This window comes from Xanthomonas euvesicatoria pv. euvesicatoria, assembly GCF_020880415.1.
In the GTDB taxonomy this organism is placed as follows: domain Bacteria; phylum Pseudomonadota; class Gammaproteobacteria; order Xanthomonadales; family Xanthomonadaceae; genus Xanthomonas; species Xanthomonas euvesicatoria.
This window is the reverse complement of sequence record NZ_JAJIUJ010000037.1, coordinates 1-24,663: the sequence shown is the minus strand read 5'-3', so window position 1 is coordinate 24,663 and position 24,663 is coordinate 1. Positions and strand designations below refer to the sequence as shown.

Here is a 24,663-nt window from a genome sequence, read left to right as displayed (position 1 = left end):
TGGCTCCGGGCCGCGCCCGGTCGTGCAGCTCAGCGCTGCAGCAGCGGCAACTTGTTGGGCTTGCCATCCCATTCGGCGGCATCCGGCGCCGGCTCCTGGCGCACGGTCAGCACCGGCCAGGCCTTGGCGAGTTCGGCGTTGAGTGCCACGAAGGCTTCCTGGCCCGCCGGCACGTCGTCTTCGGGATAGATCGCGTTTGCCGGGCATTCCGGCTCGCACAGGGTGCAGTCGATGCACTCGTCCGGGTCGATGACCAGGAAGTTCGGGCCGACGTGGAAGCAATCCACCGGACAAACCTCGACGCAGTCGGTGTATTTGCACTTGATGCAGTTTTCGGTGACAACAAAAGGCATGGCGGAATCCGGCGTTTAGCCTTCCAATTCTAAAGCAGTCGCGTGATGGGTGTGGAGTTGTTGGCGCTTTTCGTGCCGGGCTGTCAGGCCAGTCCGCGCTGCCTGGCCAGCGCGAACAACCCTGCCGCAGCCAGATCTTCCGGATGCAGTCGGCTTTCGACGCCCAGGTGCTGCAGTGCCAATGCGTAGCGTTGCGCCAGAGCAGGGCTGCCGACCAGATGCACGATGGCGTGAGCGCCGCGGTGCGCGCGCAGTTCGTGGCCGATCAGCACGCCCGAGAGGTAGGACGGCAGCGCCGCGGAGGACAGGCGTTCGAACAGGCCGAGCGTGCGGGTGCCGAACAGGTGGTGGCTGAGGCCGCCGGGGTCGTTGCTGCGGTCGACACCTTGGAGGAATGCGTCAGCGTCCAGCGCGGCATGATCGTCGTCCATCAGCTTGCCCAGGATGCTGTGCTGACGCAGCACGGCGTACAACTCGCCGGTCATGACGGTGGCAAAACCCGTCAGCTGGCCGTTGGCGATCTGCGCCCATTTGCTGTGCGTGCCGGGCAGGCAGGCGACATGCGCGCCGTCGCCGAGCGCGGCGATCAGCCCGACCAGTTGGGTTTCTTCGCCACGCATCACATCGGGCACGCCGGCCTGTTCGCCGGTGCTGACGCCGGGCACGAACCACAGTGCGCGGCCGGGCAACAGGGCGTCGTAGCAGCGCATCGCCTGGGCGAGCGCGGCGGTGTCGGCCGGGCAGGGCAGGTAAGGTTGCTCGACCCAGCCATTGCGGCTGCCGATCATGCCCGAGAGCAGCAGTGGGCCGTCCCAGCCGTCGACCAGGCCAGCCAGCACTGCGTCGAAGCGGCCCTGGCAGGCCAGGATGCCGTCGCTACCGCGGCGCTGCGCAACGACCTTGCCGTCGGCATCGAGCAGATAGCCACGCAGGCTACTGGTGCCCCAATCGATGGCGATCATGCGCTCGCCACCCGGCTTTCGGGCAGGCCCGCGATGGCGAGGTCGCAGACAAACAGGCTGCCGGCTTCGGGCATGCGCGCGAGTTCGTCGGCGCTATGGTCCAGGCGCGAGCTGATCACATGCAGGCGGTCCAGTGCCGCGCCGCCGAAGGCGCTGCAGGTGGGATGCTTGATCGGCAGCTGCACGATGCGCTCCACGCTGCCGTCGGGGCGATAACGCACTACGCGCGACGCACGCCATTGCGCGTTCCACAGGTGGCCTTCGCTGTCGATGATCGAGCCGTCCGGCTCGGCGTCATCGCGATCGAGGGTGGTGAACACACGCGTGTTGGTGGTTTGCGCCGTCTGCGGGTCGTAATCGCAGCACAGGATCTGCGGGCGCACCGAATCGCAGTAATACATGGTGCGGCCGTCGAGGCCGAAGCAGATCGAATTGGGGATCGAAACGCCCGGCAGCGGCAGGGCGCGCAAGCCGTGCTTCAGCGAAAATTGGTAGAACGCACCGCGTGCGGCCTTGCTGTCGTGCTCGTCCATGGTGCCGAACACCAGGTTGCCATGCCGGTCGACGCGGCCATCGTTGCTGCGCGTGAGCGGGTTGTCCGCTTCCACGTCGGCCAGTTTTTCGAAGGGCAGCGCGTCTTCTTCGACGGTGTCCGGATCGACAATGCCGATCGCCTTGGCCAGCGCGACTAGCACGCGGCCGTCGTGCATCAGGCCGATGCAGCCGGGGCGGTCGGGCAGCGTCCAGTAGCGCGACTGCGCGCTGGCCGGGTGGTGTCGCCACAGGCGTTTTTCGCTGATGTCGACCCAGTACAGCGCCTGGCGCTGCTCGCACCACAGCACGCCTTCGCCATGCGTGCAGCGACTGTCGACCGCCAGCACGGCGGTGTGTTCGGGCGTGCTTACCATTCGGCGATGCTGCCATCACTGTGGCGCCACACCGGGTTGCGCCAGTCCGGCGGATTTTCGTTTGTGCGCTTGAGCATCTCTTCGTCGATCTCCACACCGAGCCCGGGTTTGGGCAGGGCCGCAATGCTGCCATCCACGCAGTGAAAATCGTCTTTGTTGATGACGTAATCGAGCAGGTCGGCGCCTTCGTTGTAGTGGATGCCGATGCTCTGTTCCTGCAGCACGGCGTTGTGCGAAACGAAGTCCACGTGCAGGCACGCGGCCAGTGCGATCGGGCCGAGCGGGCAGTGCGGGGCAAAGCCCACATCGTAGGCTTCGGCCATTGCGGCGATCTTGACGCATTCGGTGATGCCGCCGGCATGCGACAGGTCCGGTTGCACCATGCCGATGCCGCCGGCGCACAGCACGTTCTTGAATTCGAAGCGCGAGAACATGCGCTCGCCGGCGGCAAGCGGAATGGAAGTGCTGGCGGCCAGGCGTGGGTAATACTCGGCCTGTTCGGCCAGCACCGGTTCCTCGACGAACAGTGGCTTGAACGGTTCGAGCTCGCGCAGCAAGGCCTTGGCCATCGGCGCGCCGACGCGGCCGTGGAAGTCGATGCCGAAGTCGATGCTGTTGCCGAAGGCCTCGCGAATTTCCGCCACCTTGACCACCGCCGCATCGACCGCGCGCGCGCTGTCGATCAGCTTCATTTCTTCGGTGCCGTTGAACTTGAAGGTGTCAAAGCCCAGCGCGCGATAGTCGGTGATCTGCTGGATGATGGCGCCGGGGCGGTCGCCGCCCACCCAGCGGTAGGTCTTCATGCGGTCGCGCACCAGCCCGCCCAGCAACTCGTACACCGGCACGCCCAGCGTCTTGCCCTTGATGTCCCACAACGCCTGGTCGATACCGGCGATGGCGCTCATCAGGATGGCGCCGCCACGATAAAAGCCGGCGCGGTAGAGGGTCTGCCACAGGTCGTTGATGCGCGCCGGATCCTTGCCCACGACATAGCCGGCCAGTTCGTGCACGGCGGCCTCCACCGAACGCGCGCGGCCTTCGATGACCGGCTCTCCCCATCCGGTGATGCCCTCGTCGGTCTCGACCTTGAGGAACAGCCAGCGCGGCGCAGCGTGGTAGGTGGTGAGGCGGGTGATCTTCATCCTTGCAGTTCCTGGTAGGCCTGCACGAAGGCGCGTGCATGCGTCTGGGTTGTCTGGAGCGATTGGCCGGGCTTGTACAGTTCGCCACCGATGCCGGCGCCGGCGGCGCCCTGGGCGATGAAGCCGGCCAGGGTCTGCGGGCTGACGCCGCCCACCACGTAGACCGGGATGTGCGTGGGCAGCACCGAGCGCAGCGCGCGCACATGCGCGGCGCCATAGGTCGCGGCCGGGAACAGCTTGAGAATGGTTGCGCCGGCGTCGATGGCGTCGAACGCCTCGCTGGCGGTGGCGAAACCAGCCACCACGGTCAGGCCGCGCGACACCGCGTGACGGATCAGGCTGGGACGCGTATTCGGGGTGACGATGAAGCGCGCGCCGATCTCGACCAGGGTGTCGACATCGTCGTTGCGCAACACGGTGCCGGCACCGATCCAGGCGCGCTTGCCATAGGCCTGTTGCGCCAGCGCGATGCTCTGCTCCCAGCGCGGCGAGTTGAGCGGGATTTCGATCGCATCGAAGCCGGCGTCGATCAGTGCGCCGACATGGTCGAGCGTCTCTTCCGGCGTGATGCCGCGCAGGATGGCGACCAGGGGCAGGACGAACGGGCTAGCGGTGGTGTCTGAAGTCATGCGGTTACTCGCGGTAGAGCGGAAAGCGGCGGTTGGCGACCGGGTGGCCGGCAACGTCGGGGGAGGCTGCGCGACTGCGGGTCGTGGCATGGCGGCCGATGCGCAATATGGCAAGAGAGCGTGTAACGACGAAGGCGATGGATTCCGACCTTGAGGGAGCGCCGCCTGGACACGCGTGCGCCGTCCTACGGCCTGCAATCGGCGGGCATGATGCCGTCATCGTTCTCCACCTCCGCATATTGGGCCGCGTGTTGCTGCCCGCGGACGGGCAGGTCACGTCTGTTCTGACCGCGCCCGGGAGGTAGGGGCTCCTGCTGCGGCGTCCGATAGCCTCGCGCGGGGAGATATGTGCTGCAAATGAAATTTTCGGCATATTCTATTCCTTCGACGAATACACGGCCGCAACCGCACGCTATGGCAAATTCCGGTACTCCCTGGTTCAACGCAGCCCGGCTCAAGACGCGCCAGCTCCTGCTACTGCTGCATTTGCACGAACAGCGCTCGGTGTTGCGCGCGGCTGAGGCCGCTAGCATGACGCAACCGGCCGCGTCCAAGCTGCTGGCAGAAATGGAAGACATGCTGGGGGTGAAGTTATTCGAGCGGCATGCCCGTGGCGTTGAGCCCACCTGGTATGGCCACGTGCTGATCCGGCGCGCGCGCGCGGCCATGTCGGAGATTGGGCGGGCGCAGGAAGAAATCGCCGCGCTACGCGCCGGGCGCATGGGCCAGGCTTCGATCGGCACGGTGGTCAATCCGGGCACCAACCTGGTGCCGCAGGCCATCGCCGAGGTCAAGCGCGAGTTTCCGGACATCCTGGTGCGTGTGGAAATGGACTACAGCCGTCCGCTGGTGGCCAAGTTGCTGGACGGGCAGCTGGACATCGTGATCGGGCGCATCCTCGGCCCGGAAGGGGTGGGCGAACTGGAGTTCGAACCGCTGGCCGACGAGCCGCATTCGGTGATCGCGCGTGCCGGGCACCCGCTGGCCAGCCGCGCCGGCCTGCAGCATGCCGATCTGGTACGGCATGGCTGGATCTTGCCGCCCGCCGACAGCGTGTTGCGCGCGCGCCTGGATTCGATGTTCATGGAGCACGGCGTGCAGACGCCGACCAATGCCATCGAAACCTCGTCCCTGCCGGTTACCTCGACCCTGCTGCGCGGCACCGACATGCTGACCGCCCTGCCGGTGGAATCGGTGGCGCCCTTGATCCAGGCGAAATTGCTCACCGTGCTGCCGATCGAACTGGGCGTGCGGATGGAATCGTTCGGCATCATCCGACGACGCGACTACATCCTGCCGCCCGGTGCCGAGCGCATCTTGCAGGCGTTGCGCACCACGGCCCGACGTCTGTATCCCGCGCTACGCGTGCCGGACTCCCTTGCCTGACCAGTGCGTCCCGCGCTATTCCGCAGCGGAATAGCAGCCTGTGAAATTTTCATTGGCTGGCGCTGCGTGGTGCGCCTATACGTGTGAGCCAGATCGCATGCTGAAGCGCACGTAACGTCGGGCACGCGATCGGCGGCCAAGCCGCCTGCTGGAGGGAATTGACGGGCGACATCGCCCGTTTTTTGCGTGATCACGCCGCGCGTCTGCGCGGCGACAACCCGTTTCAATCGTCTTGCGTCCTGGGAGGGATTCAGATGTACCAGTGTTCCAGCCATGCCTCGGCAGGTACGGGCGTGTTCGCCCGTCGTTTGCCTTCGTTGCGCCGTTCCGCCATGGCCATCAGCATCGGGCTCTTGCTCGCTGCGCCGGTCTATGCGCAGCAGGCGCAGTCGTCCCAGAATGCTTCCTCGAGCACCGCGAGCAAGGCCACCGACCTGGATGCGGTCGAAGTGCGCGGCGTGCGCGCCAGCCTGATCAAGTCGCAGTCGATCAAGCACGATGCCGAACAGATCGTCGATTCGGTCAGTGCCGAGGACATCGGTGCGCTGCCCGACCGCAGCGTCACCGAAACCCTGCAACGGGTGAGCGGCGTGACCATCGATCACTTCATGGCGCGTAACGATCCAGACCACTTCTCTGCCGAAGGCAGCGGCGTGATGATTCGCGGCATGACCCAGGTGCGCGGCGAGCTCAATGGCCGCGACAGTTTCAGCGCCGCTAGCGGCCGCGGTCTGAGCTTCGAGGATGTGCCGGCCGAACTGATGGCAGGCGTGGACGTCTACAAGAACCCGTCGGCCGAGATCATCGAAGGCGGTCTGGGCGGCACGGTCAACCTGCGCACGCGCATGCCGTTCGACCAGCCGGGCCGGGTGATCGGTGCGACCGCCGACGTGAACTACGGCGATTTCAGCAAGACCTACAAGCCATCGGGCTCGTTTCTCTTCAGCGATCGCTGGAACACCGGCGTCGGCGAGATGGGCTTGATGGTGGATGTGGCGCATTCGGAACTGGCCACGCGCAGCGATGGCATCCAGGTTGAGCCGTTCGTGCGTCGCACCGATGCGGCGCTGCTGGAAGGCACCAGCTTCGACAAGGTCTACGTGCCTGGCGGCGTCAACTGGCGGCAGCTCGATTTCGAGCGCAAGCGCAATGGCGTGGCCGGCGCGTTCCAGTGGCGGCCTAGCGACGACACCGAGATCTACGTGCAGTACATGCGCTCCAGTTACGACATGAACTGGCAGGAGCGCGCGGCGTTCTTCAACGACGACACCAACGCGATTGGCCCGGCCCCCGGAACGCAATTTACCTACGATGCCGACGGCCGCTTCGTCAGTGGCTCGCCGGCATCCAGTTCCTGGCGCGGCAACGTCACCGGCAACGATGGCGTGCGCTTCTACACCAACAACCGCTACGCGCACTGAGCGGCAAATATCCATCGGTCGGGATTGCCGACAGCACCTACACCAGCAACCCCTCCAATTATTTCTGGAGTGCGGCCATGGACCATCTGGCGAAGAATCGCGGCCGCGAACTGGCCACGCGCTTCGACCTGGAATACGCATTCGACGACAGTGCCTGGCTGCGCACCTTCCGTGCCGGCATCCGCGCCACCGACCGCACCCAGATCAACAAGAACTCCGGCTACAACTGGGGTGTGATCAGCGATAACTGGGCGCAGATTCCCGACACCGCCAATGGGACCGGACTGGCCGATCTGGCCACCTACATGACCGGCACCTCGCAGCTGTATTCGTATTCCAATCTGTTCCGCGGCAAGATCGATGTGCCCAACAGTCTGTATTTTCCGAGCAACGCCGCAGTCAAGGACTACGCCGGTACCTCGAAGATGATCGAGCAGATCGTGGCGCTGCGCGGGTCGGGCTGGGCGCCGGACAAGTACCAGCTGCAGGACATCAACCGCCAGTTCGAACGCACCCAGGCCGCCTACGCGGTGATGTACTTCGGCAACGACGAAGCGCTGGGCGTGCCGGTGGACGGCAATATCGGCGTGCGCATCGTGCAGACCAAGACCGAGGCAAATGGCTACGGCCAGTTCCCCGACCTGTCGGGAAGCGCGGGTTCGGAAGCGCTGCGCGAGCAGTACACCGGGCAGTACTTCGCCAACAACGCCAAGGGCAGCTACACCAACGTGCTGCCGAGCTTCAACATGCGCTTCAAGTTCTCCGACGCGCTGCAGTGGCGTATCGCCGCATCCAAGGCGATGGCGCGCCCGGACTACACGCAGTTGCAGCCGTACCTGCTGCTTGCGGCAAACACCGAGTCCAACGGCACCGTTTCCAGGTGGACCGGTACTGCCGGCAATCCGAATCTGCAGCCGATGAAGGCCAATCAGTACGACACCGCGCTGGAGTGGTACTTCGACACCAGCGACATGATGTACCTGACGTTGTTCTACAAGAGCGTCAAGGATTACTTCTCCAACCAGACCGTCACCGAAAATTACGGTGGGCAGGACTGGCTGGTGACGCGTCCGTACAACATGGACAAGGGGCGCATCCGCAGCTTCGAATACGGCTACACGCAGTTCTTCGATTCTTGGCCGGGTTGGCTGAGCGGGTTCGGCGTCAATGCCAACTTCACCTTCGTCGACAGCAGCGGCGGCGCGAACACCGCCACCGACCCATACACCCAGACCACCGTCACCGGTGTGAGCCTGCCGCTGGAAGGCTTGTCGCGGCGCAGTTACAACCTGGCCGGCATCTACGAGAAAGGGCCGCTTTCGTTGCGCCTGGCCTACAACTGGCGTTCGCGCTATCTGCTCACCGCCAGCGACGTGTCGACCAAGTTGCCGACCTGGTCGGACGATTACGGCCAGCTCGACGCCTCGGCGTTCTATCGCTTCAACCCGCATGTACAGCTCGGCGTGCAGGCCAACAATCTGACCAATACGGTGACCAAGGTGTTGATGGGGCCGACGTCCTACACGGGGGGCGAGGTCGATAACCATCTGTATACGCGCAGCTGGTTCGTCAACGACCGGCGCTACTCGCTGGTGCTGCGCATGAACTGGTAAGTGCGGGCGATCACGCAGGCGACGTGCGCGGGCTCTCAGAGTTGAGCCCGCCACGTTCAATCTTGCGCCGTCACCCTGCGATGCCAGAGTTGCCGGGTTTTCTGGGGTTGTTATAGGTTTAGCGAATACCTTTCCAGGAATATTTCATTGGTCTGGCATGACGGCCGCGCCCTATGCTCCGGCCGCAGCTACCAGGTAAGCCCGCTCGGGTTTACACCGCATCTACGCAGCCACGGTCTTGCCGTCGGCAGATGCCAAGCCAGCACCAACGACGGGTCGGGCGCTCGCGCACCGGCCCGCTAAAAACTAGAAGTACATGCGTCCTGGGAGGGAGCACCATGTCAGTGCAACATCGCCACATTCCGGCAGGCCGGACTGTGGGTCAGCGTTCGATCCGTGATTTTCGCCGCTCCGTGATGGCCATCAGCGTGGCCACGCTGCTGAGCGCGCAGGCCTATGCGCAGGATGCGACCACCACCGCTACGCCGGCCTCGGATGCGACCACGCAACAGCTGGACACCGTGCAGGTCACCGGTACCCGCAGCAGCGTGACCAAGGCGCAGTTGGTCAAGCAGAACGCAGAGCAGATCGTCGATTCCATCGTTGCCGAAGACATCGGCAAGCTGCCCGACAACAATGTGGCCGAAGCGCTGCAACGCATCTCCGGTATCCAGATTTCGCGCAACTATGGCGAAGGCAGCGCGATCGCCATCCGCGGCCTGACCCAGGTACGCACCGAACTCAATGGTCGCGACATCTTTACCGCCAACGACGGCCGGGGCCTGAGCTTCGAAGACGTGTCTGCCGAATTGCTCGGCGGCGTCAACGTCTACAAGAATCCGTCTGCCGACATGATCGAAGGTGGTCTGGGCGGCACCGTGGACCTGCGCACGCGCCTGCCGTTCGACTACGACGGCCGCAAGATCGCCGGCAGCGTGCAATACAACTATTACGACCTCGCCGACGACGGCAAGCCGGCGTTCTCGGGCCTGTTCAGCGATCGCTGGCAGACCGGCATCGGCGAGATCGGCATCCTGGTGAACTACTCGCAGCAGAAGAGCCCGTTCTGCCAGGACACCATTTCGATCGAGCCGTGGTACACCCAGACCGATCTGCCGGGCTACGAAGGGCAGGGCGTGTCGGTGCCGCACGGCGCCGGCATCAACACCACCGTCGGCGAGCGCGAGCGCAAGACCGGCGCCTTTGCGATGCAGTGGCGTCCGAACGATGCAGTGGAGGTCTATACGCAGGTGCTGCGTTCGGACTACGACTTCAGCTGGCACGATTATTCGTTCTTCGCGCTGACCGGCGCCAACCCGATGCAGGGCTTGCCTGGCATCCAGGTCAATAACCGCAACGAGTTCGTCAACGGCTCGTTCCAGAATGTGCCGACCGAATCCAATACCAGCCTGACCGAGCGCCACTCGGTGACCACCGATTACTCGCTGGGTGCCAAGTGGACGGTCAACGAAAAGCTGACCCTGAGCACCGACTTCCAGTATGTCGATGCCACCACCACCGGCACGCGCTACATCCTGTCCACCGGTCAGGTCACCAGCCCGCAGTTCAACGTCGATTTCCGGGGCGATCTGCCGCGCTTGTCGGTGACCGATGCCAGCGGTGCGGAAGGCTACCTGGCCGACGTCAACAACTACAACGGCTGGCGCTATCACCTGGACAACAAGGACGACAACAAGGGCACCGAATTCGCCTGGCGTTCGGATATGGATCTGGCCTTCGACAGCGACTTCGTGCGCAGCTTCAAGGCCGGCGTGCGTTACACCGACCGTGATGCCGAGACCAAGGGCAACATCTATCGCTTCATGTGCATCAACAACTGCGACGGCGCACCGTTTTCGCAGTACCCCGGCATCGGTGTGATGACCAATCCGATCACCGACTTCTTCCGCGGCCAGAGTCATGCCTTCGGGCCGACCCTGACGGCATCCGATGCGGCAGTGGCGAACTATCAGCAGACCCTGGCTGCCTTCGGTGCCAGCCCGCTGGAATTTGCCCCCAACAACATCAACACGCAGAACGAGAAGACCTACGCGGCGTATGGCGTGCTGCGCTTTGGCGTGGATGGCGACATTCCGTTCGATGGCAACATCGGCGTGCGCGTGGTGCGTACCGAAGTGGGCTCGCAGGGCGTGCGCACCGGTACCGATGCCGAAGGCGGTGGCCTGATTCCGGTGGATGCGCAGCAGACCTATACCGACGTGCTGCCCAGCTTGAACCTGCGTTGGATGCTAAGCGATCAGCTGCAGTGGCGGTTTGCCGCCTCGCGCGGTATTTCGCGTCCGACCTTCGACAAGCTCAACCCGAACCTGAGCCTGAGCACCGGCACCTCGAACGGCGCTTCCACTTTCACCGGCACCGCGGGTAACCCGAGTCTGGAAGCGGTCAAGGCCGACCAGTTCGACACCGCGCTGGAGTGGTACTTCGGCCAGGGCTCGATGATGTACGGCACCCTGTTCTACAAGAAGGTGGAAGGCTTTATCGCCAACGCCGTCTTCAACGAGGTGTACGACGGCCAGGTGTGGCAGATCACCCGTCCGGTCAATGGCGATTCGGGCAAGATCCGCGGCGCCGAACTGGGTTACACGCAGTTCTTCGACTTCCTGCCGGGCTGGTTGAGCGGTTTCGGCCTGCAGACCAACTACACCTACGTCGACAGCGAGGCGCCGAGCCCCACCGCCACCGACACCAACGGCCAGTCGCTGACGGTGCCGCTGGAGGGCCTGTCCAAGAACAGCTACAACGCGATCCTCAGCTACGAAACGGCGCGCTTCCAGGGCCGTGTGGCCTACAACTGGCGCAGCGACTGGCTGGTGACCACGGCGGGCAACGGCACCGGCAACCTGCCGGTCTACAACAAGGGCTTCGGCCAGCTGGATGCCTCGCTGCGTTTCAACATCAATGATGTGTGGTCGATTTCGCTCGATGGCGTGAATCTGCTCGATACCCGTCGCGAAAGCTATCTGGGCACCGAGTCGCGCTACCGCGATTTCGTGATCAACGATCGTCGGTATGGCCTGACGTTGCGGGCCAGCCTGTAGAACGCGCCGTAGGAAGTGCGTCGCCGGTCCGGCGAGCTGTGCAGGCAGCTCGTTGGGCCGGTGTTTTTCCTATCGATGGCCAGGCCATCGATCGCGAGGGGAGCCGGAGGAATGATCGCCGTGATCGATCCGCCTACTAAGCGCCGTTTTTCCGCAGCACATGCGTGGCTGACTGCTGTCTGCCTGACGCTGGTGGTGCTCTTCATGCCGTCCGAGGGATCTGCGGACGAGCCCGGCACGCCGGCACCGTATCAGTGGCACAGCGTGGCCATCGGGGGAGGCGGTTTTGTCACCGGCGTGCTGTTTCATCCCGCCGAACGCGATCTTGCCTATGCACGCACCGATGTCGGTGGTGCTTATCGCTGGGACGCGCAGGCGCAGCAGTGGGTCGCGCTGACCGATTGGTTGGGGGCCGACGACTGGAATCTGATGGGAATCGACGCCTTTGCGGTCGATCCTGCCGACCCGAACGCGCTGTACCTGGCTGCTGGCACCTACATGCACGAACGCGCCGGCAATGCGGCCGTGTTGCGTTCGTTCGATCGCGGGAAGCATTTCGAACGCGCCGATTTGCCGTTCAAGCTCGGTGGCAATCAATTGGGCCGCGCCAATGGCGAGCGGCTGGCGGTGGACCCGCACGACGGCCGTGTGCTGTTGCTTGGCTCGCGTGATGCAGGCCTGTGGCGCAGCGACGATCGCGGCGCGCACTGGACGCGGGTGGAGACCTTTCCAGCCGATGCAGTGGCAGGGGCCACGGCACGCAACCATGTCGGAAGCGAACAGGCCGTGGGCATCGCCTTCGTCGTCTTCGACGCCGCCAGCGGCCGTGCTGGCAATCCGACACCACGCATCTATGTGGGCGTTTCCACTGCGCAAACCAGCCTGTACGTCTCCGAAGATGCGGGGCGCACCTGGGCGGCCGTGGCCGGGCAACCCAAGGGGCTGCGCCCCAACCACATGGCCGGTAACAACGCTGGGCAGTGGTACCTGAGCTATGGCGATCACCCTGGCCCGGATCTGATGGCCGGTGGCGCGCTGTGGAATTACGACGCGACGCAGGGCCGCTGGCGCGAGATCAGCCCGATCCCACAACCGGCGAGCGGCGATGGCTTCGGCTGGGGGGCGGTGGCAGTGGATCCGCAACATCCGCAGGTGCTGCTGACCAGCACCTTCCGCCGCCGCGCGCCGCGCGATGAGGTGTTCCGCAGCGATGACGGCGGGCGCAGCTGGGTTCCGCTGTTGGCGGGTGCGCAGTTCGATCACAGCGCCGCGCCGTGGACCGCGCACGCAACGCCGCACTGGATAGGCGCGCTGGCGATCGATCCGTTCGACGGCAACCACGCCCTGTTCGTCACCGGCTACGGCATCTGGGCGTCGCGCAACCTGCAGACGTTTTCAACGCAGCCGCCGCTGCAGTGGTGGTTCCAGGACCGTGGGCTGGAAGAAACCGTGCCGCTGGATCTGCTCAGCCCGATGGCCGGTGCGCACCTGCTCAGCGCGCTGGGCGATATCGACGGCTTCCGGCATGACGCGTTGGACACCGCACAGTTGCAGTATCTGGGCCCGCGCCTGACCAATGGCGAAAGCATCGACGCCGCCGGCCAGGCACCGCAGTGGGTGGTGCGCAGCGGCACCGTGCGCGATCGCCGCAACAACGAGATCCGCGCGCTGTATTCGCAGGACGGTGGCACGCACTGGGCTGCATTCGCCAGCGAACCGCCGCGCGGGCAGGGGGCAGGCACCATTGCCATTGCCGCCGATGCATCGCAAGTGGTGTGGGTGCCGGACCAAGGCGGGGTGTGGCGCACTGGCAATTTCGGCAAGCACTGGCAGCGCGTGCAGGGCTTGCCCGATACCGCGGTGGTGGTGGCCGACCGCGTCGATGCGCGGCGCTGGTATGCGGCCGATCGGGTGAGTGGGCGCCTGTACGAAAGCAGCGATGGTGCGGCCAGCTTTCGCGATACCGGGCAGCGGGTCGGCACCCCAGCGCGCGATGAACGTGCGCGCCCGCAACTGCGGCCCGACCCATGGCGTGCGGGCGTGGTGTATCTGGCCAGCCCGACGCTGGGCGTGATGCGTTGGCAGAACGGCCAGTTGCGCACGCTTTCCAAACCCGATGAAGCGCGCTCGTTGGGCATCGGCAAGGCGCTGCGTGCCGGCGCGCCGGCGGCGCTGTATTTGGCCGGGCGCGTGGCCGGCGTGGATGGCATCTTCCGCTCCGACGACGAAGGCGCCCATTGGCGACGCATCAACGACGATGCCCATCGCTTCGGCAAACCGTATAGCGTGACCGGCGACCCGCGGATTGCCGGCCGCGTGTACTTTGCCACCGGTGGCCGTGGCATCTTCTATGGCGATCCACGATGAGCGCCGCGTCGCTGCGCGCGTCATCGCGCTGTCTTACCGTGTACGGCGCTGCGCGCCGCCTGGCTGCGCCGACTTTGGAGATCACTGCATGACCGCTTCTTTCGTTCGTCGTGGCTGCCTGCTGGGCCTGGTGCTGGTCAGTCCGGCTGCCTGGGCGGTGCCAACGCTGCCGCTGCTGTTCGCCGATGGCGCCGTGCTGCAGCGCGATCAGCCGATGCCGGTGTGGGGCTGGTCTTCGCCCAACGCCGCGATCACGGTCAGCTTCGACGGCAAGCGCGCCACCGCCAAGGCCGACGCAACAGGGCAATGGAAGGTCAGGCTGCCTGCGCACGCTGCCGGTGGCCCCTACGTGCTGCGTGTGCAGGGCGACGGGGGCGAGCTGCAGGTGCGCGAAGTGCTGGTCGGCGATGTGTGGCTGGCCAGCGGGCAATCGAACATGGAATGGCCGTTGGCCCAGGCCAGCGACGGCCCGCAAGCGGTGGCCGCTGCCAACGATGCGCAGCTACGGCATTTCAAGGTGCCCAAATCGTGGTCGGTGCAGCCGCAGGCGCGCCTGACCGGCGGCGAGTGGAAGGCCGCAACGCCTGCCAACGCCGGTGAATTCACTGCGGTTGGCTATTTCTTCGCCAAGGAGCTGCGCGCCAGCACCGGCGTGCCGATCGGCATCGTCAACAGTACCTGGGGCGGCAGCGCGATCGAAGCGTGGATGGACGCTACGTCGTTGGGCCTGAGCGCCGATCAGAACAAGGGCGCGATCGAGGCGATCAAGCAACGCGACGCCGCAGCGCAGGCCGCCACCGGCAAGCGCATCGCGCGTTGGCCCAAGGTGGAAGGCGAGATGCCGCAATGGCGCGAAGCGGCGTTCGACGACAGCGACTGGGACAGCATCCCGGTCACCAAGCAATGGGAATCCAGCGGCTACGACGGCATGGACGGCATCGCCTGGTATCGCACGACCATGACGCTCAGCGCTGCCGAGGCCAAGGCCGGCATCACCTTGGGCGTGGGCCAGATCGACGATTCGGATACCACCTACGTCAACGGCCAGCAGGTCGGCAGCACCGAAAAGCAATGGAACCTGCCACGCGTATATCAGGTGCCGGCTGCAGCGCTCAAGGCCGGCGTCAACCACATTGCGGTCCGCGTGGAAGACCTCAGCGGCGGTGGCGGCATGCATGGCCCGGATGAACAACGCTTCGTGCAGACCAGTGCCGGTGCCAAGCGTGCGCTGGGCGGCTGGAAATTCCGCCCGGCCGCGGTACGGGTGTCGTTGACCGACAACAAGAATCAGCTGCCCACGTTGCTGTACAACCAGATGATCCATCCGCTGCAGCCGTTCCCGGTCAAGGGCGTGATCTGGTACCAGGGCGAAACCAATGCCACCGACACCGGCGCGGTGAAATACCGCGAGCAGTTCGCAGCGATGATCCGACAATGGCGTGCCGAGCGCGGCGACAAAACGCTGCCGTTCCTGTGGGTGCAGCTGGCCAACTTCAAGGCCGGTGGCGACACGGGTGAGCTGAGCCCGTGGGCACTGTTGCGCGAGTCGCAGTCCAAGACGCTGGCGCTGCCGGCAACCGGGCAGGCGGTGATCATCGACATCGGCAACCCCACCGACATCCATCCCACCAACAAGCGCGATGTCGGTCATCGCCTTGCGCTTGCTGCACGCCATGTGGCGTACGGCCAAACGCTGGTGTACAGCGCGCCGGTATTCAAGCGCGCGCGCTTTGACGGCGGCAAGGCGGTGCTGAGCTTCGACTTGCAGGGCAGTGCGCTGCAGGTGCGTGGCGGCGGTGCCGTGCAGGGATTTCGTATTGCCGGCGCCGATCAACGCTTTCACCCCGCCAGCGCGCAGATCGAGGGCGACCGCGTGATCGTGCGCAGCGATGCCGTCGCCACACCGGTCGCGGTGCGCTACGGCTGGAGCGAAAACCCGGACGACGCCAACCTGATCAATCGCGACGCCCTTCCTGTTTCCCCCTTCCGCACCGATACCTGGTGACACGGAGTCTTATGTCCATGCATTCCCCCGTTGCACGTGCCATGTCCCATTCCAGCGCACGGCGTTGCCTGCGCCCGCTGCTGCTGTCCGCGCTGACGCTGGCCCTGGCTGGCTGCCAATCTGGCGACAAGGGCGATGCCGGCAAACCTGCTGCAACCAACGCTGCTGCAAGCACCGCTGCGGCAACGCCGGACAACGCGCAGGCGCCGGCTGCACAGACGCCCATGCCGCAGTTCGTCAGCAAGGACGGCAAGCATGCGTTGATGGTCGACGGTGCGCCGTTCCTGATCCTGGGCGCGCAGGTCAACAACTCCAGCAACTACCCCGGCATCATGGACAAGGTGTGGCCGGCCATGCAGGTGCTCGGCCCCAACACCGTGCAGGTGCCGATCGCCTGGGAACAGGTGGAGCCGGAAGAAGGCAGGTTCGATTTCTCCTTCGTCGATACGCTGCTGGGCCAGGCACGCGAGCACAAGGTACGCCTGGTGCTGCTGTGGTTCGCAACCTGGAAGAACAACGGCCCGCAGTACGCGCCGCATTGGGTCAAGACCGATAACCAGCGCTTCCCGCGCGTGGTCACCCGCGAAGGCAAGTCGATCGGTTCGTTGTCGCCGCATGCGCAGGCCACGCTGGATGCCGACCGCAAGGCGTTCGTCGCCTTCATGCAGCACCTGAAGAAGGTGGACCCGCAGCACACCGTGATCATGATCCAGCCGGAGAACGAGGCGGGTACCTACGGCAGCGTGCGCGACTTCTCGCCGATGGCGCAGAAGCTGTTCGACGGCGCAGTGCCGGACGAGTTGATCAAGCGCATGCACAAGCAGCCGGGCACCTGGGCGCAGGTGTTCGGTGCCGATGCCGACGAAATCTTCCACGCGTGGTCGATCGGCCGTTACATCGACCAGGTAGCCGAAGCGGGCAAGGCCGAGTATCCGTTGCCGATGTACGTCAATGCCGCGCTGCGCGGCCCGTTCAATCCAGGCCAGCCCGGCCAGTATGCCAGCGGTGGCCCCACCGACAACGTGCTGGATGTCTGGAAGGCGGCCGGCCCGCATATCGACCTGCTGGCGCCGGACATCTACATGCCCGAATACCGCATGTACACCACGGTGCTGGAACGTTACGCACGCCCGGACAACGCGTTGTTCGTGGCCGAAACCGGCAACCGCCCGGAATACGCGCGCTATCTGTACCCCACGCTGGGCCATGACGGCATCGGCTGGTCGGCCTTCGGCATCGACTACACCCGCTATTCCAACTATCCGCTCGGTGCCAAGCACGTCAACGAAGAGACGCTGGCGCCGTTCGCGCTCGGGTTTCAGGCGGTCAGCATGGGCATGCGACCGTTCGCCAAGGCCGCTTCCGAAGGCAAGCTGCATGGCACTGCCGAAGAACCCGGCCAGGCCGTGCAGGAGCTCAAGCTCAACGACCGTTGGAGCGCCACCATCACCTATGGCGTGCCGCAATTCTGGTTCAAGGGTGACCCACCGGGTAATCCCGAACCGATCGGCGCCGCGCTGATCGCCGAGCTGAGCCCGGACGAATTCCTGGTCACCGGTTACCACGCGCGCGTGACCCTGCATCCGGCCAGCGATGCCACCGCCAACATGATCTACGACCGTGTCGAGGAAGGTGTGTACGAAGGCAACGATTGGAAATTCCAGCGCAACTGGAATGGCGACCAGACCGATTACGGCGTCAACTTTTCCAGCGTGCCGCAGCTGCTCAAGATCAAGCTGGCAACCTACAAATAAGCGCGCCTGCCACAACGCCGCGATGCCGCGACGGCATCGCCTCGCCTTACCCATGCGCTGCCGCCCCCGCGGCACCGTTTCGTCATTCAAAGGGAGTGATCATGCAAACCACCATCCGTTCCGCCGGTGCAGTGCCTGCCAACCGACGTACGCCACTGGCCCAGTGCCTGGCCTTGTCGCTGGCCCTGTTGGCAAACGCCGCGCATGCGCAGGAAGTACGCAAGGCCGCCGATGGCGTCACCGTGGTGCCGAGCGCCAAGGGCGCCGCGCCGGTGCGCCTGCAAGTGGTCGACAGCGGCATCATCCGCGTCAGCGCAGACCCGGACGGCGATTTCGCGCGCAGCCCCAGCCTGATGCGCGTGCCGGTGCAGGGCGACACCGCATTCCAGATGGCCGAGCAGGGCGACAGCGTGCAGCTGAAGACCGGCAAGGTCACTGCCAGCATCTCCACCGTCGATGGCCATGTCAGTTTTGCCGATGCCAACGGCAAGCCGGTGCTGTCGGAAGTGGCCGGCGGCCGCAGCTTTGCGCCGTTGAAGGCCGAGGGCAAGCAGTACCTGAGCGTGCGCCAGCGCTTCCAGTCGCCCGCTGACGAAGCGCTGTACGGCTTCGGCCAGCATCAGCAGGGCTGGATGAACCAGAAGGGGCGCAACGTCGAGTTGCAGCAGAACAACATCGACATGGCGGTGCCGTACCTGGTGTCCAGCCGCAATTACGGCCTGCTGTGGGACAACAACTCGATCACCCGCCTGGGCGACCCGCGCGGCCTGCAGCCGCTGCCGAAGACGCTGAAGTTGTACGACGCCAAGGGCAAGGCCGGCGCGCTGACCGCGCGCTATGCGATCAACGGCAAGCAAATCCTCGAACGCCGCGAGAGCGAGGTGAACTACCAATACCTCAGCGATCTGCCCAAGTACCCGAAGAAGGCGATCACCAAGGACAAGAACAGCCGCATGCAAGTGACCTGGGAGGGCGAGATCGAAGCGCTCACCGGTGGCGAACACACCTTCTCGCTGTATTCGAGCGAATACGCCAAGTTGTATGTGGACGGCAAGCTGGTGATCGATCGCTGGCGCCAGAACTGGAACCCGTGGAACCACGAATTCAAGCTCGATCTCGAGCCGGGCCAGCGCCACACCGTCAAGATCGAATGGGACCTGATCGACCCCAGCTACATCGCGCTGCTGCATCGCGACCCGCTGCCGGCCGCCGAAGCGAAGGATCTGTCGTTGTGGTCCGAAGCCGGCCAGATGATCGACTACTACTTCGTCTCCGCCGATTCGTACGACCAGGCAGTGGCCGGCTACCGCGAACTCACCGGCAAGTCGACGATGCTGCCCAAATGGGCCTACGGCTTCTGGCAGAGCCGTGAGCGCTACAAGAGCCAGGACGAGCTGGTGGGCGCGGTGGCCGAATACCGCAAGCGCAAACTGTCGTTGGACAACATCGTGCTCGACTGGTCGTACTGGCCGGAAGACGCCTGGGGCTCGCACGATTTCGACAAGCAGCACTTCCCGGACCCGGACGGCATGGTCAAGGCCGTGCACGACATGCATGCGCAGATCATGATTTCGATCTGGCCCAAGTTCTATCCCACCACCGCCAACTACAAGGAACTGGACGCCGCCGGTTTCATGTTCAGGCGCAACGTGGAAGTGGGCGAACTGGACTGGATCGGCAAGGGCTACAAGAACTCGTTCTACGACCCGTATTCGGAAAAGGCGCAGGCGATCTATTGGCGCCAGATCAACGAAAAGCTCAACAGCAAGGGCTTCGATGCCTGGTGGATGGACGCCGACGAGCCGGACGTGCATTCCAACCTGGACATCGCCGAGCGCAAGGCCCGCACCACGCCCAACGCGCTGGGCTCGTCCACCGAATACTTCAACTCCTACCCGTTGCCGCACACGCATGGCGTGTACGTGGGCGACCGTGCGGCCGACGACAAGCGCGTGTTCATCCTCTCGCGCAAGGGCTATGCCGGCACCCAGCGCAATGCGGTGGCAGTGTGGAGCGGCGACATCGTGTCGCGCTGGGACGACATGCGCGACCAGATCTCCGGTGGCGTGAACATGGCCCTGTCGGGCCTGCCCAACTGGACCTTCGACATCGGCGGCTTTGCGGTGGAGAAGCGTTATGAAGACCAGGATCCGGCCCACCTGCCGGAATGGCGCGAGCTCAACACGCGCTGGTTCCAGTTCGGTGCGTTCGTGCCGATCTTCCGGTCGCACGGCCAGTTCCCGTACCGCGAAATCTGGAACATCGCACCGGAAGGTACGCCGTTCTACGAGAGCATGGCCTACTACAACCGTTTGCGTTATGCGTTGCTGCCGTACATCTACAGCCTGGCCGGCGACACCTACCAGCGCGATGGCGTGATCATGCGCGGCATGATGATGGACTTTCCGAACGACCCCAAGGTGCGCGACATCAACGACCAGTACCTGTTCGGGCCGGCGTTCCTGGTCGCACCGGTGACCCGCTTCGGCGCCACCTCGCGGCAGGTGTATCTGCCGGCCGGCAGCAGCTGGCTGGATTTCGCAACCGGCAAGCGTTACGAGGGCGGCCAGAGCATTGAAGCTGCCGCGCCGATCGAGCGCATGCCGTTGCTCGTGCGTGCCGGTTCCATCGTGCCCACCGGCCCGGTGCAGGAATACGTCGACCAGGTGCCGGATGCACCGCTCACCGTGGTGGTCTACACCGGCGCCGATGGCCAGTTCTCGCTGTATGAAGACGATGGCAAAGGCTACGGTTACGAGAAGGGCGAGTTCAGCCGCATCCCGCTGGTCTGGAACCAGGCCAAGGGCGAGTTGAGCATCGGCAAGCGCGAAGGCAGCTGGACCGGCATGCAGGCCAAACGCACCATCAACGTGCGCTTCGTCGACGGCCCGCGCGAGGATGCCGGCGCGCTCGCGCCCAAGACCGACGCCAGCATCCAGTACGACGGCAAGCCGGTCAGCGTGTTGCAGCGCAAGATTGCGTCGGGCAAAGCGCGTCGTCGATGATCGCAGGCTGTCTTCAGTCGATGAGCACCCAGATGCCGGAACGCCGCAAGGCAGGCGCGCGCGGTTCCGGTCATTCAGCACGGCGGTTGCCGTGCTGAGCCGTCGTGAGCTGTGCAAGGCAACCGGGGCCGCCATTGCGGCCCTTGGCGCCGTGCCGGCGGCTGCACAGGCCGCGCAGGCTTCGAAAAAAACCGCGCTCCCGCCCGTCGCGGCAGCGCAGGCCCTGCAGCTGTGGTATCGCGAGCCGGCCAATCAATGGGTGGAAGCCCTGCCGGTCGGTAACGGGCGATTGGGCGCGATGGTGTGGGGCGGTATCGCCCACGAGCGCCTGCAGCTCAACGAAGACACGCTGTATGCAGGCGGGCCCTACGATTCCAACAGCCCTGACGCACTGGCCGCGTTGCCGCAGGTGCGTGCGCTGATCTTCGCCGGGCGCTACGCAGAGGCCGAACAACTGGCCGATGCCAAGCTGCTCTCGCGCCCGCTCAAGCAGATGCCGTACCAACCGTTGGGCGATCTGCTGCTGGATTTCGATCGCGCCGACGGCATCAGCGACTATCGCCGTCAGCTCGATCTGGACACGGCGGTGGCCACCACCACGTTCCGCTCCGGCGGCGCGGTGCATCGGCGCGAGGTGTTCGTTTCTGCGCAGGCGCAATGCATCGTGGTGCGGCTGTCGTGCGACCGCCCCGGCGGTATTTCGGTGCGTGTGGGCATCGATAGCCCGCAAACCGGCGAGGTCACCGCCGAGCAGGGCGGTTTGCTGTTCAGTGGTCGCAACGGCAGCTTCGCCGGCATCGAGGGCAAGCTGCGGTTTGCATTGCGGGTGCTGCCGCAGGTGCGCGGCGGCAAACTCAGCCAAGTGCGCGACCGTCTACGCATCGACGCGGCCGACGAAGTGGTGTTGCTGCTCAGCGCCGCGACCAGTTACCAACGTTTCGATGCGGTCGATGGCGATCCGCTCGCATCGACCGCTGCATGCCTGCGCAAGGCTGCCAAGCTGGATTTTCCCGCGTTGTTGCGCGCGCACCTGGCCGATCATCAACGCCTGTTCCGGCGCGTGGCGATCGACCTCGGCAGCAGCGCGGCCACGCAGCTGCCTACCGACGAACGCGTGCAGCGGTTCGCCGAAGGCAATGATCCGGCACTGGCTGCGCTGTATCACCAATACGGACGTTACCTGCTGATCTGCAGCTCGCGGCCCGGCACTCAGCCAGCCAACCTGCAGGGCATCTGGAACGACCTGATGCAGCCGCCGTGGGAAAGCAAGTACACCATCAACATCAACACCGAGATGAACTACTGGCCCAGCGAGGCCAACGCATTGCACGAATGCGTTGAACCGCTGGAAGCCATGCTGTTCGATCTGGCCCAGGCCGGCGCGCACACCGCCAGGGCGATCTACGACGCGCCGGGTTGGGTGGTCCACAACAATACCGATCTGTGGCGCCAGGCCGGCCCGATCGACGGCGCGCAATGGAGCCTGTGGCCGCTGGGCGGCGTATGGCTGCTGCAGCAACTGTGGGACCGCTGGGATTACGGCCGCGACCGCGCGTACCTGAGCAAGGTCTACCCGTTGTTCAAGGGCGCCGCCGAATTCTTCGTCGCCACGTTGATGCGCGATCCGCAGACCGGCGCGATGGTCACCAATCCGTCGATGTCGCCGGAAAACCAGCATCCCTTCGGTGCGGCCGTGTGCGCCGGGCCCAGCATGGACGCACAGCTGCTGCGCGATTTGTTCGCGCAATGCATCGCCATGAGCAAGTTGCTCGGCATCGATGCGGAGTTCGCCCAGCAATTGGCCGCCTTGCGCGAGCAGTTGCCGCCCAACCGCATCGGCAAGGCAGGGCAGTTGCAGGAATGGCAGCAGGACTGGGACATGCAGGCGCCGGAGATCCACCACCGCCACGTCTCGCATCTGTACGCCCTGCATCCTTCCAGTCAGATCAATCTGCGCGATACCCCGGACCTGGCTGCGGCCGCACGCCGCTCGCTGGAAATTCGCGGCGACAACGCCACCGGCTGGGGTATCGGCTGGCGGCTGAACCTGTGGGCGCGGCTGGCCGACGGCGAGCATGCCTACCGCATCCTGCAACTGCTGATTTCGCCCGAACGCACCTATCCGAACCTGTTTGACGCGCATCCGCCGTTCCAGATCGATGGCAACTTCGGCGGCACCGCCGGCATCACCGAGATGCTGCTGCAAAGCTGGGGCGGTAGCGTGTTCCTGCTGCCGGCCTTGCCCAAGGCCTGGCCACGCGGCAGCGTGCGCGGTCTGCGCGTGCGTGGCGGCGCCAGCGTGGATCTGGAATGGGAGGGCGGTCGCTTGCAGCAGGCACGCTTGCACAGCGATCGTGGCGGGCGCTATCAACTGTCCTACGCAGGGCAGACCCTGGACCTGGAACTGGGCGCAGGCCGCACCCAGCAGGTGGGACTCAACAACAACCGATTGGTGACGCAATGAGCTTGTATGTAGGACTGGATGTGGGCACGCAGAGCGTCAAGCTGGTGGCCTACGATCCGCAGGATCGCGCCGTGGTCGCCACGATCGCCGCGCCCATGGAGCTGATCAGCCGCGACGACGGCACCCGCGAACAACAGGCGCAGTGGTGGATCGACGGCATCGTGCATTGCTTTGCGCAGCTCGATGGCGAACAGCGTGCACGCGTGCGCGGCATTTCCGTCTCCGGCCAGCAGCATGGCTTCGTGCCGGTGGCCACCGACGGCAGCGTCACCGCGCCGGTCAAGCTGTGGTGCGATACCAGCACTGCGCTGGAATGCGATGAAATCATGGACGCCGTCGGCGGCGCCGCAGGCAGCGTGGCCGCAGCAGGCAACCCCATCATGGCCGGCTATACCGCCTCCAAATTGCCGTGGACGCGCAAGCATCGCCCCGAGGCGTATGCCGCGATGACTACGGTGATGCTGCCGCACGACTACATCAACTTCTGGCTCACCGGCGAGCGCTTTGCCGAAGTGGGCGATGCCTCCGGTACCGGCTGGCTGGACGTGCGTACGCGGCAGTGGTCCGAGCGCATGCTGAGCGCAGTGGATGCCCAACGCGACCTGCGCGATGCGTTGCCACCGCTGGTGGACACGGGCGCGGTCTACGCGTTGTCCGATGCCGCCGCCCAGGCATTGAATCTGCCCGCTGGCGTACGCGTCACCACCGGCGGCGGCGACAACATGATGGCCGCCATCGGCACCGGCAACGTGGTGCCCGGACGTCTGACCATGAGCCTGGGCACCTCCGGCACCTTGTTCGCCTATGCCGATCACCCGGTAGTGGACGATGAGGCGCGCTGGGCCGCGTTCTGCTCCTCCAGTGGCGGCTGGCTGCCGTTGATCTGCACGATGAACTGCACCGTCGCCACCGAGGCGGTGATGCGCATGTTCTCCATCACCCGCGACCAGACCGAAGCGATGATCGCCGACACCGCGCCGGGCGCCGACGGTCTGGTGTTGCTGCCGTTCTTCAACGGTGAGCGCACCCCGGATCTGCCGGCCGCGCGCGGCTGCCTGTTCGGAATGGATATGCACAACACCACCGCCGCGCATTTCTATCGCGCCGCGATGGAAGGTGCGACCTACAGCCTGCGCAACGGCTTCGATGCCTTCGTTGCTGCGGGGTTGCAGTTCGATACCATCCTGCTCACCGGCGGCGGCAGCAAGAGCGCGCAGTGGCGGCAGATGGTGGCCGACATCTTCAACCTGCAGGTCGTCGTGCCGACCCAGCCCGAAGGCGCTGCGTTCGGTGCCGCGCTACAGGCATTGTGGGCCTGCGAGCGCGCCGATGGCGGCGATGCCGCGTTGGCCGACGTGGTGCTGGAGCACCTGCAGGTGGACGATGGGCTTGCCGCACAGCCCAACCCGCAGCGCGTGGCCCAGTATCAGCAGCACTACCAGACCTTCCTCAAGCACCTGCATGTCGTCAGCCCGCTCTATGCCGGTTGATCGATAGTTTTCTACAACTCCCCCAGCAGCAAGGACTTCACACCCCATGAGCAACACCGTGTACATCGGCGCGAAAGAATATTTCCCCGGCATCGGCAAGATCGG

Annotated in this window: 13 protein-coding genes and 1 pseudogene; 9 read left to right on the top strand and 5 right to left on the bottom strand. The window is 65.0% G+C overall.

Features of this window, described 5'->3' with window-relative positions; genetic code table 11:
• Positions 1–29: 29 nt before the first annotated feature.
• From fdxA to LN450_RS05420, 5 genes are all read right to left on the bottom strand, one after another.
• A complete protein-coding gene (fdxA, locus tag LN450_RS05440; RefSeq protein ID WP_003481917.1) occupies positions 30–353 on the bottom strand; it encodes a ferredoxin FdxA in 324 nt (107 codons plus the stop codon).
• Positions 354–436: 83 nt separating this feature from the next.
• On the bottom strand, positions 437–1,315 hold the full coding sequence (locus tag LN450_RS05435; RefSeq protein ID WP_008574741.1) for a 2-dehydro-3-deoxygalactonokinase: 879 nt from the start codon (positions 1,313–1,315) through the stop codon (positions 437–439).
• Positions 1,312–2,223 carry an SMP-30/gluconolactonase/LRE family protein gene (locus LN450_RS05430; protein ID WP_011347124.1) on the bottom strand — a complete coding sequence of 304 codons (912 nt, stop codon included), beginning with the start codon at positions 2,221–2,223 and terminating at the stop codon, positions 1,312–1,314. The genes LN450_RS05435 and LN450_RS05430 overlap by 4 nt, the downstream gene beginning before the upstream one ends.
• Entirely contained in the window at positions 2,217–3,365 is a 1,149-nt protein-coding gene (dgoD, locus tag LN450_RS05425; protein ID WP_011347125.1) for a galactonate dehydratase, read from the bottom strand. The genes LN450_RS05430 and dgoD overlap by 7 nt, the downstream gene beginning before the upstream one ends.
• On the bottom strand, positions 3,362–3,994 hold the full coding sequence (locus LN450_RS05420; protein ID WP_011347126.1) for a 2-dehydro-3-deoxy-6-phosphogalactonate aldolase: 633 nt from the start codon (positions 3,992–3,994) through the stop codon (positions 3,362–3,364). Before LN450_RS05420 ends, dgoD begins: the two co-directional genes overlap by 4 nt.
• A 414-nt stretch (positions 3,995–4,408) precedes the next feature.
• Between LN450_RS05420 and LN450_RS05415 the strand changes: the two genes are divergently transcribed.
• The 9 genes and pseudogenes from LN450_RS05415 to xylB all read left to right on the top strand — a co-directional run bounded on the left by LN450_RS05415 (position 4,409) and on the right by xylB (position 24,558).
• Positions 4,409–5,380: a LysR family transcriptional regulator gene (locus tag LN450_RS05415; protein ID WP_007966740.1), complete on the top strand. Its 972-nt coding sequence runs from the start codon at positions 4,409–4,411 to the stop codon at positions 5,378–5,380.
• A 254-nt stretch (positions 5,381–5,634) separates the two neighbouring features.
• Positions 5,635–8,414 (top strand): annotated as a pseudogene (locus LN450_RS05410) (TonB-dependent receptor).
• 338 nt (positions 8,415–8,752) lie between these two features.
• Positions 8,753–11,473, top strand: coding sequence for a TonB-dependent receptor (locus LN450_RS05405; RefSeq protein ID WP_011347129.1), 2,721 nt, complete (start codon positions 8,753–8,755; stop codon positions 11,471–11,473).
• Positions 11,474–11,584: 111 nt separating this feature from the next.
• Entirely contained in the window at positions 11,585–13,840 is a 2,256-nt protein-coding gene (locus LN450_RS05400) for a WD40/YVTN/BNR-like repeat-containing protein (RefSeq protein ID WP_011347130.1), read from the top strand.
• 88 nt (positions 13,841–13,928) lie between these two features.
• Positions 13,929–15,845, top strand: coding sequence for a sialate O-acetylesterase (locus LN450_RS05395; protein ID WP_011347131.1), 1,917 nt, complete (start codon positions 13,929–13,931; stop codon positions 15,843–15,845).
• A gap of 11 nt (positions 15,846–15,856) precedes the next feature.
• A complete protein-coding gene (galD, locus tag LN450_RS05390) occupies positions 15,857–17,599 on the top strand; it encodes a GH35 family beta-galactosidase GalD (RefSeq protein ID WP_011347132.1) in 1,743 nt (580 codons plus the stop codon).
• Positions 17,600–17,700: 101 nt separating this feature from the next.
• Positions 17,701–20,604, top strand: coding sequence for a TIM-barrel domain-containing protein (locus tag LN450_RS05385; protein ID WP_011347133.1), 2,904 nt, complete (start codon positions 17,701–17,703; stop codon positions 20,602–20,604).
• A 91-nt stretch (positions 20,605–20,695) separates the two neighbouring features.
• A complete protein-coding gene (locus LN450_RS05380; RefSeq protein WP_039417657.1) occupies positions 20,696–23,068 on the top strand; it encodes a glycoside hydrolase family 95 protein in 2,373 nt (790 codons plus the stop codon).
• Positions 23,065–24,558, top strand: coding sequence for a xylulokinase (gene xylB / locus LN450_RS05375; protein WP_011347135.1), 1,494 nt, complete (start codon positions 23,065–23,067; stop codon positions 24,556–24,558). Before LN450_RS05380 ends, xylB begins: the two co-directional genes overlap by 4 nt.
• Positions 24,559–24,663 lie beyond the last annotated feature (105 nt).